Source organism: Marinobacter metalliresistant, assembly GCF_038098645.1.
In the GTDB taxonomy this organism is placed as follows: domain Bacteria; phylum Pseudomonadota; class Gammaproteobacteria; order Pseudomonadales; family Oleiphilaceae; genus Marinobacter; species Marinobacter metalliresistant.
On record NZ_CP101118.1, the window covers coordinates 1,773,087 to 1,788,944 of the forward strand.

The following is a 15,858-nucleotide window of genomic DNA, read 5'->3' on the forward strand; positions in this document are numbered from 1 at the left end:
TGATCGAGGCAGACATCCAGTGTCCCGGTTTTCCACAATGCCACTACCAAGGCCCCACCACATAACCAAGCTTCTCCGGCAACCACAGCGCGATGCCCGGCATCAGCATCACCACCAGCAGGCTGGCAGCCATGGCCGCGATAAAAACCAGCGCCCAGCCTATGGTATGTTCCAGGCGAATGTTGGCGATACGGGTGGTAACCATCAGGTTGACGGCAACCGGTGGCGTGAACTGCCCGATGGCAATATTCATCGCCAGCAGAATGCCAAACCAGATCGGGTTCCAGCCGAAATGATTCATCAGTGGCAGCACAATCGGGATCAGGATCAGGTAGATGGAAATTGCATCCAGCAGCATACCGGCGATCAGTACCAGTACCATCACCAGCCCCAGCAGCACCCATCCGTTTTCCGAGAGAGAAAGCAGCGCATCAGCCAGATGCTGGAAGGTGCCCAGGGTGGCGCCGGCCCAGGCAAAGATGCCGGCCAACGCAATGATGAACATGACCACACCGGAGGTAACGGCCGCCTCGGTCATCAGGTTCCACAGGTCCCGGATGCCCAGATTTCGGTACAACAGGCAGCCGACCAGTACGCCATAGGTGACGGCCACAACCGCCGCCTCAGTGGGCGTAAAGAGCCCCGAACGCAGCCCGCCGAGAATGATCACCGGCGCAAACAGCGCCGGCAAAGCCGCCTTGAAGCTGGGCCAGAGCGGCGGACGCTCTACCGTCTCCGGATCTTCCCAGCGATACTTCCTGGAAAAATACAGCGCCGGCGCCAGCAGGGACACACCCGCCAGGATGCCCGGGAACAACCCGGCGGCAAACAGTGCCCGCAAATCCACGCCCGGCACCACAATGGAATAGAGAATCAGCGCAATGGACGGCGGAATCAGAATCGCGGTAGACGACGAAGCCGCAATCAGCGAAGCGGAGAACGGCTGCGGATAGCCCGCCTTCTTCATGCTCGGTAACATGACCATTGCCACTGCGGCTGCATCGGCAGGACCGGAACCACTCATCCCCCCCATGATGAGGCACACCAGCACCGCGACAACGGTAAGTCCGCCATGCCGGGGACCAATAATCGCCTGGGCAAACCGCACCAGGCTGGCGGCCACCCCCGCACGCTCGAAAATCAGGCCGGTCAGAATAAACAGCGGAATCGCAATCAGCGGGTACTTGGCCACACTGTTGTAGGTGTTGGTGCCGAAGGTACCCAGCATGGCCAGAGGCAACCCTGCCACAATGCCGACAACACCACCCACACCCAGAGCTATAGCCACCGGCACACCCATCAGCAGAGCCAGCAGGAAGCTGGCGATCATCAACAGATCAGGACTCATGAATCACCTCCGGATCGATCTTGCCGCGCAGGCGATCAATCGTGTTCTGGGTCATCCGGATGATGATGGCCACTGACAACAACGGCAGCCAGATTACGTAGATCCAGTTGGGCAGCCCCAGCCCCGGTGACAGGGATTCCCACTGGTATTCCTGAAGGGCGAAGGTACTGCCATACCAGGTCATGATGCCCAGAACGGTCACACCAGCGAGCCACTGCAGCACGTAAACCACCTTGCGCGCCCAGAGTGGAAGGTAGTGTTCAATCAGCTCGATGCGGATGTGCTGGTTGTGGCGCGCAGCCACCGCCGCTCCCGCAAAAGTGAGTACGACCAGGCAGAAAACCGAAAACTCCTCGGTAAAGGCAAACGATGCATCCGTGGCGTAGCGGACGATGACGTTGCCAAGGCTGATCCCGCAGATCGCGATCAGGGCGATGGTGGCCAGGATCGCGTCCACTTCGCCACGGGATTTCTCGATCTCCCACTGGCCGGCATCAATCGCGGCCTGCTTCAGCAGGGCCTGATCTTCTTCGGAGAACTGGTCCCACACCTGGTTGCTGACGGCAAACACCAGCGGGTCTGCCATGTAGTGCCAGCGGGTCAGGTAGCTCTGGCCAACCTGATCGATACGCGCCACGTCGAAGACCGACAGCGGGTTTTCCTGGCCATCTACGGCACCGGTGGTCAGTGCCGGCTTGGCATCGGCCCAGCTCATCTGAGTGGGGTTGGCGCCCAGGGCGGTAAAGGTGTCCTGAAACAGCGGCGAACCCACAACTCGAATTTTCAGCCCGTCCAGATCGGCCGGTTCATCAATGGTCAGCTTGGAATTGGACAGCTCGCGGAAGCCGTTCTCACCCCAGGCCAGCGGGGTAACACCACGTTTCTTGATCGCGGCAAAGATCGCCTCACCTGTCTCCCCCCGGGTAATCGCATCAATGGCGGCATAATCCGGCATCAGGAACGGCAGGGAAAACAGATTCAGTTCCGGAACCTGGGGCGACCAGTTAATGGTAGAACCGACCGCCATATCGATCAGCCCGGAACGCATGGCGGAGAACTCCTTGGTCTGGTCTCCGGAGACCAGCTGGGAGTTGCTGTAAATCTTCATGTTGAAGAAGAGAAAAGCTGTCTCGGTTTACCACACTTTTATTCAGATCCTGCGCCCCGATATTTAGGTTACTAACGTCCCAACAACTCTCTCAAGGAATCTCAATGAACGCCATCCTCAAACAGTTCCTCCTGGTTTCAAGCATCTACCTCCTCGCTCCATCCGTTGACGCCTTGAGCCTGAACGACACCCTTTCCAAAGGCTCGGCAGCGATTTCTTCAACCACAGACGTCACGAGTGAGGCGCAGCAACTGGTCGGACAGCTGCAGGGTCAGCTTGGTGTTACCAAGACTCAGGCAATGGGTGGCACAGGCGCACTGCTGCAGTTGGCCAAGAACCAGCTCGGCGCCGAGACAATGGGGACGCTCACCGGAAAAGCTACGGGGCTATCCAGCCTTTTGGCGGGTGGCAGCAGCCTGAGCGACAGCCTGCTCTCCAACATCTCGTCCATGGACGGTGTGCAGTCGGCGTTCTCCGCACTGGGCATGGAAAGCGCCATGATCCAACAGTTTGTTCCCATCCTGATGAGTTTCCTGGGCGATCAGGGAGTGGGCTCATCAATACTGGGGCAATTACAGAGCCTTTGGGCGCCGGCGGGATAAGCGAGTGGTAAGGCCACACGAGGGCTGAACCTACCCTGTTGCCGCTACCACGATGCCTGTATCTGGGGACTAAGCTACAGCATGTTGCAGGAGCTGCTGGTGATGGCTCCCGAAAATAAATGACACTGTTGCTATGCAGCCTCCATGAGGCATCTGGCAGACCGACCGAACGTTACAGGAGAGCCCGAAACATCATCAGGCGGAAACTGAATCTGTCCCGTTTTTCTTGATTGGGCGGGAGTAAAGATCGAGAAAACCCGCTTTAACCGAATTGACGAGTCGCCAGTGAGGCCGATCCATGACGTCCTTAACCCTTCAAGCACTGCGCTTTACCCGATGAAGGGAGGACCCATGGATCCCACACAAAGTCATTGGGTGACGAGCTTTTCGAGATCCGCGCAAAAGCCAAAGAAGGAATCGGGAGAGGAATCTTCTGCTACATGCAGGGCAAGCGAATTATAATTCTGCATGCCTTTGTAAAGAAGGATCAGAAAATACCGAAGAAAGACCTGGAACTCGCGAAAGAGCGATTGAAGGAGGTCAAAAAATCATGAGTTTCGAACAGTTTAAGCAGAAAGCGCTGAAAGATCCCGAGGTTCGTCAGGAATACGATGCCCTCGAGGAAGAATTCAGCCTGATCGACCAGCTGATTTCCATGAGGACGAAAGCGGGCCTCACCCAGGAAGATGTCGCGAAGAAACTCGGAACGAACAAAAGCAACATCTCCAGGCTTGAGCGTGGCCGTAGCAATCCAAGCTGGGGAACGCTCAGCAAATATGCCGCAGCCTGTGGTTTTCGGGTAAAGCTGGAAGCGGTTGAAGACGACCGGGCATTAGCCTGATATCCGAGAAGAGGGTGGCGGGATCTATCCAAGAAGCACAGCAAGAGGTTGCCGGCTTTCCACTACAAGTGCAACGTAACGCCGTTTTTACTCAGCACTTTCGTGATGACCTCAATGTTCGGTGGGCCCGGAGGGATTTCCTTGTCCACCGCTGCGAACATCTGGGTCGCCTTACTCCCTGCACCGGTCACTTCCAGCATTTCGCCGCCATCCGGCCCATACTGGAATGAATGCACGGTTCCGCCCGGCACGAAAACCAGCGTGCCCGGCATACAGGTCTCCATTCTGCCCTCGCAGTTGAAGTCGACGCTTCCCTTGAGCACAAAAAATGCCTCGTCCCAATCATGACTGTGCGGGGGAGGCCCCATGCCTTTCTCCCCAGATTGAAATGTAAACTCCTGCCCCTGCGTGATCTGCTTTGCGGCGAGAACGGTAACATTCGTACCTACTACACTCAGCGCGTTCTCATAATCACCCGGTCTAACGATGGTTGAGTGCCTTTTCATCAGTGTGCTCCTGCCCGGCTTTTCATGCCCTTTAAGAGCATCACGCTGAGCTAGTATGTAACTTCTTCGTCGTGAAACGGCGTAAGGGCCCCACCCAAGAACACCTGGTCGTAATTGGAGTTTAGAACAGGGAGCGCAAACCACACTCAGAAAACCGAAAATGAATCCGCCAGGTTGTCGGCTCGCCTGAACCACCAAAGAATAGTTTCTTGGGCACGGGGCCCGTAACGGATTAAGGTAGAAGCTTTCCACCGGAGACAGACATTCCATGGCAACTGCGAACCTGATTTGGGGGCTGATTCTTTACCCGTATCTCGTAACCAATACCCTGGCCCTGGTGGCTTTCGGCGTGGCACTCATGTTCTCGCCCCGGTTCATTGAACTCTGACCCATTCTCCAAAGCGATCGCCTATGCCTCTTGTATGCACAAGGGGGCCATTGGCCCCGAGGTTTTCCGGCGCAATGGCGCAATATTGTGGTCTCTGGCCTGAACCTACTGGCCCTGAAAGGCAAAACTTTCCGAGAAGTTTACACCTGGCGGCATTGGGCTCGGGGTGGTGCTCGCATCCATGCTCGCAAAGACCCTGGCCGCCCAGGACTTTATCCTTGGTGAAAACCATCGGCAGGTGGTACTAAAGCTGGTTTCCACCGGAGCCTTCGCTGGCGACAACAGCCAGCGTTATGGTCGCTGTCATGGCCTTATTGGCGGCGTTTTCGGCCTTGTCCGGTGTTATTTCCGATCCGGTTCAGGCGGCGGTCGGCTTGCATCGTCGGCGCCTGCACAAGCTACTGGATCACCTGCAGCGGGACGTTACACGCAGCACCCAAAGCAGCTTTCGCCCGAAAGACCAGTTTGTGGCGCGGATTCTGGACATGTTCGACATGATCAAGTCGGGTTTACTTTAGTTAACGGAGTTTTCTACAACCAAAACCACAACCAAAAGCCAGCAACCCCGAGAAGCAGCACTGCAAAATGGACAGCCAGGTTCTTCTGAGTCGTTGGGGCGGGCTTTTTGGGGAAACCGAAGTAATCCCCGCCAAACAGCCCCACGCCACAGCCTTCGCAGTAGTTTTTTGAGTACGAAACCCGCAGCGCAGATGGCTCAAACTTTTTCCGACAGCTGTAACAGCTAGGCTTAATCATTTCCGGCCCCAGGCAAAACGAGATTTGATAAAAATGACTGGCGCGATCAACAGAGCTGAAAATAAGGTAATGTCGGCGAAATGAAGTATCGTTATCTGTTGCTTCAACCAGACCCAACCGGGCAGAAACTCAGAAAATGAATCTGTCCCGGCTTTTCGATAAATGACCAGTATTAGTTCGCTATCTTTTACTCCTCCTGCGGAAAGCGATAACGGCCAAGCTGAACCCGAACAGCAGGAATGTTGGAGGCTCAGGTACTGAAACCGTTGCAGTTGCAAGTGCCATGATTTGTGCTGCACTCAATGGCGCATCATAGACTCGGACGTCGTCCAGCAAACCTTGGAAATATTCCGTTCCATAAGTCTTCCCTAATGAGAAATCTGACCCAAAGACATTGAGATCCGGCACAACCTTTGACCCGACAAGTAAACCATCATAAAAAATGTGTTTAGTCGACGTTGCTGAATCATAGGTCGCCGCTACGTGATGCCACATGCCATCTAACAATGACGGAGCGTGAGCGAAGTCGATATCGTACTCCCCGCTCCAACCATAGTGCGTTAACGTTTCATTAGTCCCAGTACGAAAAGCATTGACCTGACCGGCTGAACCATAATTACCCCAGCCGATAACTCCCCCTCGACCAGAGCTTGTCTTTCCCTTGAGCAGTGAACTGAACGCTTTCGAAAAGCTGCGCTCAGCCAATCGATCCATCACCCGGCCAAGCAACGGCACCTGCACGTGCCCCTCGGAAATCCAGGTGACCCTCGTTCGCTCCCCCTCAGGCTGCAAAACAACCTCTCCCTTCGTGTGTTGAACGGAGAACGGACTCGATCTCTCGATGCGATAGTCCATCCTGCTTGGCCTCGCGAACTGCGTGATGCGCTCGGTCAGTTCAAGCCGGCCTGCTCCGATAATCCTCAGGGCGCCAGTGCCATTCTTTTCGTCTTTGCCCTCCTCAACCAACAGAGACTTGTCGACTCCGGGAAACCGATCGTAGCGGGCGTGATCGGAGAGGGCCTCAAAGATCGTGTCGATGTCCTTGGCAAGAACCCGCTCAACGTGAATGCGGAACATAGTTACTCCTCAAAACCTTGGCTGACCAACAAGATACGCTTACGCTTCTTCAATTGAATGGGTTTTCTTCGATTCTTTGATACGGTTTGAGACAGCTCGAGAAACTTCTGGAGGCATAATTTGGCGAAATCCGACCGCTGGTCACAAAAGGTGACCGAATCCAGCGATGCCCTGACGCTGGAGCAGGGCGTATTCTCCCTCGAAGATCCGAGAGAGATCGCCCTGTCCCTGAAAAAGTCTGCTGAAGAAAGCACTCGGCGCAAATCGGACCCCTACCGGTCCGCCATGTCCATGCTGACGTTTTATATCAATCGTGCGGGGAAGCAACTCTCCGATGAGCAACAAGACCGCCTGGAGAGGGCGAAGGATGAGTTGAGAGCCCTGTTTGGCAGGGCTAAAAAATAAATCTGTCCCGGTTTTGGTTTTCGCTGATGGCAGAAAAAAAAGCGGCCGTGGAGAACAGGATTCGGGAACTGAAACAGGTCAGCATCCTGCTTGGCCGGGAACAACAACGGCTCGAAGAAAGCGCGGCAGCCCTACGCGAAAGCCAGCGCTGCAAATAACGAGCTTCCTGTATCCGAAAAACAACTCTGTCCCGGTTTTCAACATCAGAACGCCCTCGTCAACGCCTACCAGGAACTTGTCTGGGCGTCGGGCTCGCAGTGCCAAAATACCCAATGCTTGTTTGTTTCGAGGATCGTAGGTCCCTGCCATCAGTTCAACGGTGTTTCTGTAGAGAGCAGGCTGGATACGTCATGTGAGATCTTTGACCGGGTGTAAAAATCGATAAAAACGGCTATAACCGAATAGACCAGTCGCTAGTGAGCCCAATCCATGACCATCGACCGTGAACGCCTCGCCGCCCTTGCCGCGGAACCCCACTTTCACCGGGGCAGGTATCGAAACCTGGAGTCCGTGCCCCGCCATGGCCTGGGGGATTTCCTGCGCTGGCAGCTGGCCCCCGGCCGACGTTTCCCGCAGGGTAAACGCTACACGCTGCTGCGTCCGGATGGCCACTTGCTGATGAACCCGCCAGCAGAGCCACAACTGGCCTGGCTGGGGCATGCATCTTTCCTGTTCCAGTACCGGGGCCTGAACGTACTGACAGACCCAGTGTTGTCGGACCGTGCCAGCCCTTTCCGATTGGTCGGGCCGAAACGGTTCACGCCACCCGCTCTGACGGTGGCGGAAATGCCGCCGATCCACCTGGTACTGATTTCCCACAATCACTACGACCATCTCGACGAAGCAACGGTGCGCCAGTTGCACCGACGTTTCGGAGCTGACCTGTGCTTCTGTATTCCAATGGGACTTCGACGCTGGTTCGAGAAGCGCGGCATCCACAATCTGGTGGAACTGGACTGGTGGCAATCGACGCCCCTGGCCGGCAAAAACGAAGTGTTCTGCCTGCCAGCCCAGCACTTCAGCGGACGAACCGCCACCGATACCAACACCTCGCTCTGGTGTAGCTGGCTCCTCGAACTGGACGGCTTTCGGTTCTATTTCGGCGGTGATACCGGTTATGGTCGGGTGTTTCACAACATTGGCGAACTGCTTGCGCCCATTGATCTGGCTCTGCTACCCATCGGCGCCTACGACCCGCGCTGGTTCATGGCCCCGGTGCACGTGGCACCGGAAGAGGCAGTCAAGATTCACCAGGATATTGGCGCCCGTCAGTCTGTAGCCATGCATTGGGGCACCTTCGTGCTGACCGACGAACCCATGGACGAGCCACCCCGGCGACTGCGGCTGGCGTTGGAGAGGCAAGGCATGAGTGAGTCGGAATTTCGGGTAATGCAGCACGGGGAAGTTTGGTCGCCGCAGTGATTAACGGTACTGGAACCGCCCTGCCCTCAGCCGGCCCTGACCATCCCTCGTGATGCTGTAAGCCACCTTGCGATTAGAAACCGGCCGGCCCCGGCCTGCATAACTGCTGATATGAGCAAAGACCCGTTCACCACCGCCCTCCGGAGTAATGAAACCAAACCCCGTGGCGTCATTCCATGCAGTGAGTAACCCTTTCTGATTCAATTCACTATCGCCTTTAGAGCCTTATAGCAGCCTGTCGGACTTAAGGCTGATCTACTGTGCCGGTTTTCCCCTGCCAATAGTGCTTTTGATTGCGGGCAATGACGAAAGAATAGCCACCACTAATCCAGAAGCCTTTCGGGTGCATCCATGTCCTCGTGCAACACACGAACAACGAGCACGTCCGGCTCAAGCACTTGATAAAAAACAGCGTGATGCTCGACCTGCAATCTACGATACCCAGGGAGAACATGAGCATAGTTCGTGCCAAGTGACGGATGATTGATCAGCTGTTTCATTCCTGTCTCCAACTGATCCAGGTATTTATCCGCCTGATCAACATCCCATTCTTCGCAGGTATATATCCAAATTCTGATGAGGTCTGATTCCGCCTTCGGTGTGATGTTCAGCTTGAGCACTAATTAGCCGCCTTCATTCGCTTACGGCCAGCCGCCTTGATGGCGGATATATCAAGCGGCTTGGGTTTCCCGCTTGACTCACCCTCAGCGAGGGCCTGCCTCAGCATGGCAAGACGTTCTTTGGCCTGCTGATCCCTTCGGATGAGATCGCGGATATACTCACTATCATTGCCAAAGTGACCGCTTTCAATTTGACCTTTCACCCAGTCGTCTTGTTGTTCAGTCAGCGTGATGGTTTTCCGGTGCATGCTCATAGCTAGTGTTCCTAACACAACAGAAGTATGACAATATCATACCATTCCCTTGCGTCGAATCAATGCTCCACTTCTTGTCGCCCAACGCCCGCCATCACCGGTGACAAAACCAGAGCGAAGCGGAGGGTTTGGCATCCGGTGCATGGCTTTGATACTGTGGTGCCTGTTTCATAGGTCAAACGCACCGATTTACCAACCGTCGTACCGTATTCCATTTTGCTGAAGAAAATCTCCCTCCCTTTCGAGGTAACTTTCCGTACGGCGAGTATAGTCCTCTCCTTCCTTTTTGTGATCGTAGGGTTTTGCTTGGTATCGCCCTACCTCGATCGCATTCTCCGCCCCGTTCATAATCCACACAACCACCGTGCCGCCCGGTGCCAGACCAAACGTAAGGTCGTTACGAGGCATTTCAAAGGTCTTGCCATATCGCTCAAGTGGGGCGACTTCCTTCATTTTCTCTTCGATTTCCCGGGCATTCTCCAGTTTGATCAACGCTCGGTATGATTGCTGCTCGGCGAACGAAAACCACTTGATGAGGACTAATCCCGGCATTGCCTGCCATTCCGCATTCCCTCCAGAGGGCGCTTTCCAGCAACAGGAGACGATGCCAATGGGTGCCCGCCAACCGATTTCCCCCGACACAGATTCCAGGATAAAGGTCTCGACCCACGCATCGTAATGTTGGGGCACAACAACGGAGATGCTTCGGTAGGTGGAGTCGGGGCCATACGTTGGCCCTTCTGATTCACTATGATCTGAGCATCCCAGAAGCACCAGAGCACAGACGCTGACGGCGAGATTTTTAATACTCATGATACTCCCCTTCAATCCACGGCCCTTTGTTCGGATGGACGGCCCGTTTGCCATATTTGGCTGGTTTAAAGGGATAAAGCGGCCCAAGCTTCAAGTAATGATACGAATGGTGAATGTATCGTTGCTTCAGCAACGCTCTGGATTCTGGAGTCATCAGCAAGTTGCTGCCATGCCAGACGTGGGCGGCAAGATTTCTGGCAACAGTTATTAGTTCATCAGGCAGGGAGACCGATGAATCTTTTGGATCAATAACATCCAAAGGAACACCGGCATCCACCGCCAACTTATGCATCAGGTAGAGCGGAATACGCGCTAAAATAAATCTGTCCCGGTTTTCCCCTGTCGTCCCGGTTTTCTGTCCCGGTTTTCCCACACCTCCGGGTGATGCAGATTCACACGGTTGCCATCTGACCTCCCTAACTGACCACCCGCTCTGCCAGCGTCTTCATGTCCAGCTCCTGACCTTCTTTGACCGTTTCCATCACAATGTAGCTGCGGGAGTCCTTTACCCCCGGCAACGCCAGAATGGTTTCACCGAGTAACGCCCGGTACTGCTCGACATCGGCGACCCGGGCCTTAATCAGGTAATCGAAGTTACCGGACACCAAATGACACTCCTGCACTTGGGGCACGCTAATGGCGGCTTCTTTAAACCTGGCAAACACATCCGGACCAGTCCGGGTCAAGCTGATTTCCACAAAAACGGCGAGCCCCACGCCCAACTTGCGGGCATGGAGAATCGCTCGGTAATGCTTAATGTAGCCATCCCGCTCAAGCTTTCGGACCCTTTCCAGGCAAGGGGTGGGGCTCAGATTGACCCGGTTGGACAGTTCATGGTTGGTGACCCGGGCATTACTCTGCAGTTCTTCCAGAATAGCCAAATCAATACGGTCCAGTCTTTTCATAAACAGCCGACCCCTACCTGTAAATTTCCAGAAAGCAGTTATTTATACTTAATTTATAAAAATTGCAGATGATTATATTTTTATAAATTATTTATTCAGCACTTTATCCTGTCACGTCCTTATACAATTTTCAACTTCACCGTGACTGACGACGGAAGGTCATGGACAAACGTTGCCTGAACAGGAGAGTGAGTATGATTGTTGGCGTACCAACGGAGATTAAAAACAACGAATTCCGCGTTGGCCTGGGGCCAGAGGCGGTACACGAACTGGTGGCCCATGGCCATCAGGTTGTGGTGCAGGCCGACGCCGGCGCGGGTGTCGGTTTTACCGATGAGCAGTACCTGGCGGCAGGCGCCCGCCTTGCGGCATCGGCGGAAGAGGTATTCGAGCAGGCGGAACTGATCGTCAAAGTAAAAGAACCCCAGAGCAGCGAACGGGCATTGTTGCGCCCCCACCACACGCTGTTTACCTACCTGCACCTGGCTCCGGATGTCGCGCAAACCAAGGAACTGCTTGAAGGCGGCGCTACCTGCATCGCTTATGAGACGGTCACCGATGCCAACGGCGGGCTGCCACTATTGGCCCCCATGTCGGAAGTCGCCGGGCGCATGAGCATCCAGGCGGGCGCCCGGTGTCTGGAAAAGTCCCAGGCTGGCCGCGGGGTGCTGCTCGGCGGTGTACCTGGTGTCGAAGCAGCGACGGTCGTCATCATCGGTGGCGGTGTCGTCGGGTTTGCGGCCACGCAAATGGCGGTGGGCATGGGCGCCCGCGTACTGGTACTCGATAAGTCCATGGCCGTGTTGCGGCGTTTCGATGCGCTGTTCGGCAACAAGGTCCAGACACTGTTTTCCTGCGCCAAGACCGTTGAGCAATCGGTGCTGCAAGCCGATCTGGTGATTGGCGGGGTACTGATCCCCGGCGCGGCGGCACCAAAACTGGTAACCCGTGACCTGATCTCAAGAATGCCACAGGGAGCGGCGGTGGTGGACGTTGCCATCGACCAGGGCGGCTGCTTCGAAACCTCCAGGCCTACCACGCACGCGGAACCCACTTATCTCGTTGATGGGGTGGTCCACTACTGTGTTGCCAACATGCCTGGTGCGGTCGCGCGAACCTCCACTTACGCCCTGAACAACGCCACCCTGCCCTACGTCCTGCAGATAGCCGACAAAGGTCCGCGCCAGGCGCTGGCAGACAACAGCCATCTGCGCCAGGGCCTGAACGTGGTTAACGGAACACTGACCTGTCCATCCGTCGGTGTCGCCCAAGGTATCGACGCCATCACCCCGGAGCAGGGCCTGGAGCTTATGGCCTGATCCTGCGGTCGTTGTTTACGGCGATCCGCCAGCAATATTCTGAAACAGCAACAAAAACTTCCAGTTAACAACAAGACAAGAGAGGTGTATATAAGATGGAAACGCTGAGTTCTGCCTTCGAAGCGATCAACGGAGTCGTGTGGGGCTGGCCCATGCTCATCCTTATTCTGGGCGTCGGCTTTTTTATGAGTCTGGGGCTGAAATTGATGCCCATACTCAAAATCGGCACCGGCTTTAAACTGCTGGCTGGCGGTGTTCACACCAGAAAGGGTGAAGAAAGCGACGGCGAGGTTTCTCCCTATCAAGCCCTGATGACAGCCATGGCGGCCACCGTCGGTACCGGCAATATCGCCGGCGTTGCGACCGCCGTCTTCCTGGGAGGCCCCGGGGCGCTGTTCTGGATGTGGATAACTGCCCTGGTGGGCATGGCCACCAAATACTCGGAAGCCGTGCTGGCCGTCAGGTTCCGTGAAGTGGACGAACAGGGCAACCATGTCGGTGGCCCGATGTACTACATAAAGAACGGCATGGGCAAACGCTGGCGCTGGCTGGGTACCGCCTTCGCCATTTTTGGTGCCGTGGCCGGTTTTGGCATCGGTAACACCGTACAGTCCAATTCGATTGCCCAGGTGATTGAAGCCAACTTCGCCGTGCCCGCTCTGGCCACGGGCGTGGTGGCCATGGTGCTGGTCGGCGCCGTGCTGATTGGTGGCATCCGGCGAATTGGCTCAGTTGCCGGCACTCTGGTGCCGTTCATGGCAGTGGCCTACATAGTTGCGGGACTGGTGGTGCTGGCCATCAACGCCGATCAGCTTGGCGCTTCCATCGCACTGATTTTCGACAGCGCGTTTACCGGACACGCGGCCCAGGGTGGCTTTGCCGGTGCTGCGGTATGGGCGGCTATCCGCTTCGGCGTGGCTCGAGGCGTGTTCTCCAATGAGGCAGGATTGGGGTCTGCGCCCATCGCACACGCTGCCGCACAGACCAAAGACCCGGTTCGCCAAGGTTTGATCGCCATGTTGGGAACCTTTTTGGACACCCTCATTGTGTGCTCCATCACCGGCCTGGTCATTGTCAGCTCGGGCGTGTGGACGTCGGGTGAGTCCGGCGCAGCTCTGACGTCATCGGCGTTCGCCACTGCGTTACCCGGCGTTGGTAACTACGTGGTGGCAATTTCCCTGGCTATCTTTGCCTTTAGTACCATCCTCGGCTGGTCATTCTATGGTGAACGCTGTGTCGAGTTCCTGTTTGGCGTCAAGGCGATCAGGCCATTTCGCATTCTATGGATACTGGCGGTACCTTTGGGAGCCGTACTCAATCTTGACTTCGTATGGCTGGTGGCGGATACGCTGAATGCGCTCATGGCATTACCGAACCTGATCGCCATTGCGGCACTGAGCCCCGTTGTCTTTAAACTGACCCGAGAATACTTTGATCGTCAAACCCTCGGTCTGCCCGCAGAGTCCTCGGCATTTCAGTAGCCGTGTCGGAGTCCGTCAAGCGGACACCGTTACCGACGACCTGGATAGAACCTTCGGGCTTCTATCCAGGTCGCCAAAAAACCGGGATTAGAACTGTACTGAAGCGGCGGGCCGAATTGATCAAACCGGAAGTTCGATGATTTCACCGGCCACACAGGCTTCAGGACGCATTTTGCTGTGGGTGTCTGCGATGACTCCGATTTGCATGCTTACCCTTCATTCGCCTTACGATACTGCCCCTGATAATCAAAAATCCGTTCCTGCACCTGCCAATAGCGTTTCTGCTTGCGGGCAATGACAAAATCCGGCGCAGTCAACAAGGCCTGCATCTCAAGCACCTCATCCGTCCTGCTGAACGTTTTCGGGGCCTGGCTATTCGCGAAACGACGCCCAAACAGCGTGTTAAAGACGGTACGCTGCGCCGGCTTGCCGAAATCAAAAAACTCGCTGAGTTCTTCCCCATCTTCACCGTGATAGGTGATCCTCAGTTTGCTCCCGGTTTTGCTATTAAGAGCGCTTAACGTGATCCCGGCGCAACGGATCACCATGGCATCCTTGAGTTTCAGGGCATCTCTCAGCTGATCATCCGGGTCGATAATGGCTTTTTGACACTGCCCGCAGTTACGGGCCGCAATATCATTCTCGCCACCGCAGTGGGGGCACTCCTTGAAACGAAAACGGTAATCGCACTGTTCAGGGCGCCCGTTCTGCCCGGCATCTTCATCCCCTTCCGCAGGCTCCAGCAGGCCCTGACAACGGCGCCCGTAGTGCTCGATAACACGGCCTTCGCTGTCTGTCTTGCCCCAGAAGATATTGGCAAAACCACAGCCTGGGCAGAACACCTGCACCGGTTCACTGTCGGGGTTCGGTTTCGGCTCCCCCACCTCCGGATGATGCAGATTCACATGGTTGCCCGCGTAATCGATCACCAGACAATCCTGTTTGCCCTCGTCCAGACGAAGTCCGCGGCCCACGATCTGCTGATACAGGCTGACCGACTGGGTGGGCCGAAGAATGGCGATAAAGTCCACGTGGGGCGCGTCAAAGCCCGTGGTGAGCACGGACACATTCACCAGATACTTCAACTGCCGCTGTTTGAAGCGCTGAATCAGCAACGCCCGTTCATTCAGATCGGTCGCGCCGGTCACCAGGGCGGTTTGGTGTTCCGGCAGATAGCCGGTGATCTCCCGCGCATGATCCACCGTTGCCGCAAAGATCATCACCCCCTTGCGCTCAACGGCCAGCTCCATCACCTGCTCAATGATGGCACGGGTCACACGCTGATGTTTGCTCAGCAGCTGGTTAACGTCCTTCTCGGCGACTTCGCCAAAGCGGTCCTGAGCCAGCGCGGAGAAATCGTATTGCGCCACCGCCGCGTTCACCAACTCAGGCTTCGTGAGATACCCCCGATTGATCATGTAGCTCAACGGCAGCTCATAAATGCAATGCTGAAAGGGCTTATCCTGTTCTTCACTGGAACCGCGAACAAAGCCCCGGTAGTGATAGCGATAGATCCAGCCCATGGCCAATCGATAGGGTGTGGCGGTGAGCCCAAGCACTTTCAGGGCGTCATTCTGTTGCCGCAGCAGCTCGATGATCCGTTGATACTGACTGGTATCCTCACCGCTGACCCGGTGGCACTCATCGATGATGACCAGCGAGTATTCACCCCGGAACTGATCCAGATTCGCCGATACCGACTGCACACTGGCGAAGGTCACCTGATGCCGGATTTCCTTACGCTGCAGCCCGGCGGAGAAGACGCCGCCCGTTAACCCATAGCTCTGGTATTTGGCGTGATTCTGCTCCACCAGCTCTTTTACGTGGGTCAGCACCAGAATCCTGCGCCGGGCAAGACGGGCCAGCTCGGCAATGACCAGGCTTTTGCCTGCACCGGTTGGCAGCACAATAACGGCGGACTCATCGGATTGGCGGAAATGATTCAGCGTGGCATCGACCGCCTCCTGCTGGTAGGGCCGGAGCTTGAAGGGCGGGCCAAAACACTGAATCATC

Annotated in this window: 20 protein-coding genes and 1 pseudogene; 9 read left to right on the forward strand and 12 right to left on the reverse strand. The window is 55.9% G+C overall.

Features of this window, described 5'->3' with window-relative positions; all coding sequences use genetic code 11:
- Positions 1–43: 43 nt before the first annotated feature.
- From NLK58_RS08310 to dctP, 3 genes and pseudogenes are all read right to left on the reverse strand, one after another.
- Positions 44–1,348: a TRAP transporter large permease gene (locus NLK58_RS08310; protein ID WP_341582495.1), complete on the reverse strand. Its 1,305-nt coding sequence runs from the start codon at positions 1,346–1,348 to the stop codon at positions 44–46.
- Positions 1,338–1,805 carry a TRAP transporter small permease gene (locus NLK58_RS08315; RefSeq protein ID WP_227539522.1) on the reverse strand — a complete coding sequence of 156 codons (468 nt, stop codon included), beginning with the start codon at positions 1,803–1,805 and terminating at the stop codon, positions 1,338–1,340. The genes NLK58_RS08310 and NLK58_RS08315 overlap by 11 nt, the downstream gene beginning before the upstream one ends.
- Positions 1,782–2,456, reverse strand: a pseudogene (gene dctP, locus NLK58_RS08320) (TRAP transporter substrate-binding protein DctP); the annotation flags it as partial. The gene NLK58_RS08315 and the pseudogene dctP, both read right to left, overlap by 24 nt.
- A gap of 104 nt (positions 2,457–2,560) precedes the next feature.
- Here dctP and NLK58_RS08325 point away from each other — a divergent pair.
- The 3 genes from NLK58_RS08325 to NLK58_RS08335 all read left to right on the forward strand — a co-directional run bounded on the left by NLK58_RS08325 (position 2,561) and on the right by NLK58_RS08335 (position 3,899).
- Positions 2,561–3,058: a DUF2780 domain-containing protein gene (locus tag NLK58_RS08325; RefSeq protein WP_117618077.1), complete on the forward strand. Its 498-nt coding sequence runs from the start codon at positions 2,561–2,563 to the stop codon at positions 3,056–3,058.
- Positions 3,059–3,429: 371 nt separating this feature from the next.
- Complete coding sequence (locus NLK58_RS08330; protein ID WP_117618078.1) at positions 3,430–3,612, forward strand: type II toxin-antitoxin system RelE/ParE family toxin; 183 nt, start codon at positions 3,430–3,432, stop codon at positions 3,610–3,612.
- Positions 3,609–3,899 (forward strand): helix-turn-helix domain-containing protein, encoded by a 291-nt coding sequence (locus tag NLK58_RS08335; RefSeq protein WP_117618079.1) that lies wholly within the window; start codon positions 3,609–3,611, stop codon positions 3,897–3,899. The genes NLK58_RS08330 and NLK58_RS08335 overlap by 4 nt, the downstream gene beginning before the upstream one ends.
- Before the next feature lie 62 nt (positions 3,900–3,961).
- Here the strand turns inward: NLK58_RS08335 and NLK58_RS08340 are convergent, their stop codons facing one another.
- Complete coding sequence (locus NLK58_RS08340; RefSeq protein WP_117618080.1) at positions 3,962–4,405, reverse strand: cupin domain-containing protein; 444 nt, start codon at positions 4,403–4,405, stop codon at positions 3,962–3,964.
- Positions 4,406–5,098: 693 nt separating this feature from the next.
- Here NLK58_RS08340 and NLK58_RS08345 point away from each other — a divergent pair.
- A complete protein-coding gene (locus NLK58_RS08345) occupies positions 5,099–5,311 on the forward strand; it encodes a DUF6635 family protein (protein WP_341582496.1) in 213 nt (70 codons plus the stop codon).
- Positions 5,312–5,729: 418 nt separating this feature from the next.
- Here NLK58_RS08345 and NLK58_RS08350 read toward each other — a convergent pair whose 3' ends face one another.
- On the reverse strand, positions 5,730–6,626 hold the full coding sequence (locus NLK58_RS08350; protein WP_341582497.1) for a LamG-like jellyroll fold domain-containing protein: 897 nt from the start codon (positions 6,624–6,626) through the stop codon (positions 5,730–5,732).
- 120 nt (positions 6,627–6,746) lie between these two features.
- Here NLK58_RS08350 and NLK58_RS08355 point away from each other — a divergent pair, with 120 nt between their 5' ends.
- From NLK58_RS08355 to NLK58_RS08365, 3 genes are all read left to right on the forward strand, one after another.
- Positions 6,747–7,031, forward strand: coding sequence for a DUF3175 domain-containing protein (locus tag NLK58_RS08355; RefSeq protein WP_117618083.1), 285 nt, complete (start codon positions 6,747–6,749; stop codon positions 7,029–7,031).
- 26 nt (positions 7,032–7,057) lie between these two features.
- A complete protein-coding gene (locus NLK58_RS08360) occupies positions 7,058–7,189 on the forward strand; it encodes a hypothetical protein (protein WP_264756471.1) in 132 nt (43 codons plus the stop codon).
- A gap of 271 nt (positions 7,190–7,460) precedes the next feature.
- Entirely contained in the window at positions 7,461–8,453 is a 993-nt protein-coding gene (locus NLK58_RS08365; RefSeq protein ID WP_117618084.1) for an MBL fold metallo-hydrolase, read from the forward strand.
- Here the strand turns inward: NLK58_RS08365 and NLK58_RS08370 are convergent, their stop codons facing one another.
- From NLK58_RS08370 to NLK58_RS08395, 6 genes are all read right to left on the reverse strand, one after another.
- Positions 8,454–8,657: a cold shock domain-containing protein gene (locus tag NLK58_RS08370; RefSeq protein WP_227539482.1), complete on the reverse strand. Its 204-nt coding sequence runs from the start codon at positions 8,655–8,657 to the stop codon at positions 8,454–8,456. It abuts the gene before it with no gap.
- 119 nt (positions 8,658–8,776) lie between these two features.
- On the reverse strand, positions 8,777–9,073 hold the full coding sequence (locus tag NLK58_RS08375; RefSeq protein ID WP_117618085.1) for a type II toxin-antitoxin system RelE/ParE family toxin: 297 nt from the start codon (positions 9,071–9,073) through the stop codon (positions 8,777–8,779).
- Positions 9,073–9,327, reverse strand: coding sequence for a type II toxin-antitoxin system ParD family antitoxin (locus NLK58_RS08380; protein ID WP_117618086.1), 255 nt, complete (start codon positions 9,325–9,327; stop codon positions 9,073–9,075). Before NLK58_RS08380 ends, NLK58_RS08375 begins: the two co-directional genes overlap by 1 nt.
- Before the next feature lie 189 nt (positions 9,328–9,516).
- Positions 9,517–10,140 carry a DUF2931 family protein gene (locus tag NLK58_RS08385; protein ID WP_162893697.1) on the reverse strand — a complete coding sequence of 208 codons (624 nt, stop codon included), beginning with the start codon at positions 10,138–10,140 and terminating at the stop codon, positions 9,517–9,519.
- Positions 10,130–10,513, reverse strand: a complete 384-nt coding sequence (locus NLK58_RS08390) for a hypothetical protein (RefSeq protein ID WP_341582498.1) — start codon at positions 10,511–10,513, stop codon at positions 10,130–10,132. The genes NLK58_RS08385 and NLK58_RS08390 overlap by 11 nt, the downstream gene beginning before the upstream one ends.
- Before the next feature lie 43 nt (positions 10,514–10,556).
- Entirely contained in the window at positions 10,557–11,045 is a 489-nt protein-coding gene (locus tag NLK58_RS08395) for an Lrp/AsnC ligand binding domain-containing protein (RefSeq protein ID WP_117618088.1), read from the reverse strand.
- A 194-nt stretch (positions 11,046–11,239) separates the two neighbouring features.
- Here NLK58_RS08395 and ald point away from each other — a divergent pair, with 194 nt between their 5' ends.
- On the forward strand, positions 11,240–12,364 hold the full coding sequence (gene ald / locus NLK58_RS08400) for an alanine dehydrogenase (protein WP_117618089.1): 1,125 nt from the start codon (positions 11,240–11,242) through the stop codon (positions 12,362–12,364).
- Positions 12,365–12,459: 95 nt separating this feature from the next.
- Positions 12,460–13,845 (forward strand): sodium:alanine symporter family protein, encoded by a 1,386-nt coding sequence (locus NLK58_RS08405; protein ID WP_117618090.1) that lies wholly within the window; start codon positions 12,460–12,462, stop codon positions 13,843–13,845.
- A 209-nt stretch (positions 13,846–14,054) separates the two neighbouring features.
- Here NLK58_RS08405 and NLK58_RS08410 read toward each other — a convergent pair whose 3' ends face one another.
- A complete protein-coding gene (locus NLK58_RS08410; RefSeq protein WP_117618091.1) occupies positions 14,055–15,857 on the reverse strand; it encodes a DEAD/DEAH box helicase in 1,803 nt (600 codons plus the stop codon).
- Position 15,858 lies beyond the last annotated feature (1 nt).

What these genes read in the sequence shown, in the direction of transcription:
- NLK58_RS08310 (WP_341582495.1), bottom strand. Translation starts at nt 1,348, where the DNA reads ATGAGTCCTGATCTGTTGATGATCGCCAGCTTCCTGCTGGCTCTGCTG.
- NLK58_RS08325 (WP_117618077.1), top strand. Translation starts at nt 2,561, where the DNA reads ATGAACGCCATCCTCAAACAGTTCCTCCTGGTTTCAAGCATCTACCTC.
- NLK58_RS08335 (WP_117618079.1), top strand. Translation starts at nt 3,609, where the DNA reads ATGAGTTTCGAACAGTTTAAGCAGAAAGCGCTGAAAGATCCCGAGGTT.
- NLK58_RS08340 (WP_117618080.1), bottom strand. Translation starts at nt 4,405, where the DNA reads ATGAAAAGGCACTCAACCATCGTTAGACCGGGTGATTATGAGAACGCG.
- NLK58_RS08345 (WP_341582496.1), top strand. Translation starts at nt 5,099, where the DNA reads ATGGCCTTATTGGCGGCGTTTTCGGCCTTGTCCGGTGTTATTTCCGAT.
- NLK58_RS08350 (WP_341582497.1), bottom strand. Translation starts at nt 6,626, where the DNA reads ATGTTCCGCATTCACGTTGAGCGGGTTCTTGCCAAGGACATCGACACG.
- NLK58_RS08360 (WP_264756471.1), top strand. Translation starts at nt 7,058, where the DNA reads ATGGCAGAAAAAAAAGCGGCCGTGGAGAACAGGATTCGGGAACTGAAA.
- NLK58_RS08365 (WP_117618084.1), top strand. Translation starts at nt 7,461, where the DNA reads ATGACCATCGACCGTGAACGCCTCGCCGCCCTTGCCGCGGAACCCCAC.
- NLK58_RS08380 (WP_117618086.1), bottom strand. Translation starts at nt 9,327, where the DNA reads ATGAGCATGCACCGGAAAACCATCACGCTGACTGAACAACAAGACGAC.
- NLK58_RS08385 (WP_162893697.1), bottom strand. Translation starts at nt 10,140, where the DNA reads ATGAGTATTAAAAATCTCGCCGTCAGCGTCTGTGCTCTGGTGCTTCTG.
- NLK58_RS08395 (WP_117618088.1), bottom strand. Translation starts at nt 11,045, where the DNA reads ATGAAAAGACTGGACCGTATTGATTTGGCTATTCTGGAAGAACTGCAG.
- ald (WP_117618089.1), top strand. Translation starts at nt 11,240, where the DNA reads ATGATTGTTGGCGTACCAACGGAGATTAAAAACAACGAATTCCGCGTT.
- NLK58_RS08405 (WP_117618090.1), top strand. Translation starts at nt 12,460, where the DNA reads ATGGAAACGCTGAGTTCTGCCTTCGAAGCGATCAACGGAGTCGTGTGG.
- NLK58_RS08410 (WP_117618091.1), bottom strand. Translation starts at nt 15,857, where the DNA reads ATGATTCAGTGTTTTGGCCCGCCCTTCAAGCTCCGGCCCTACCAGCAG.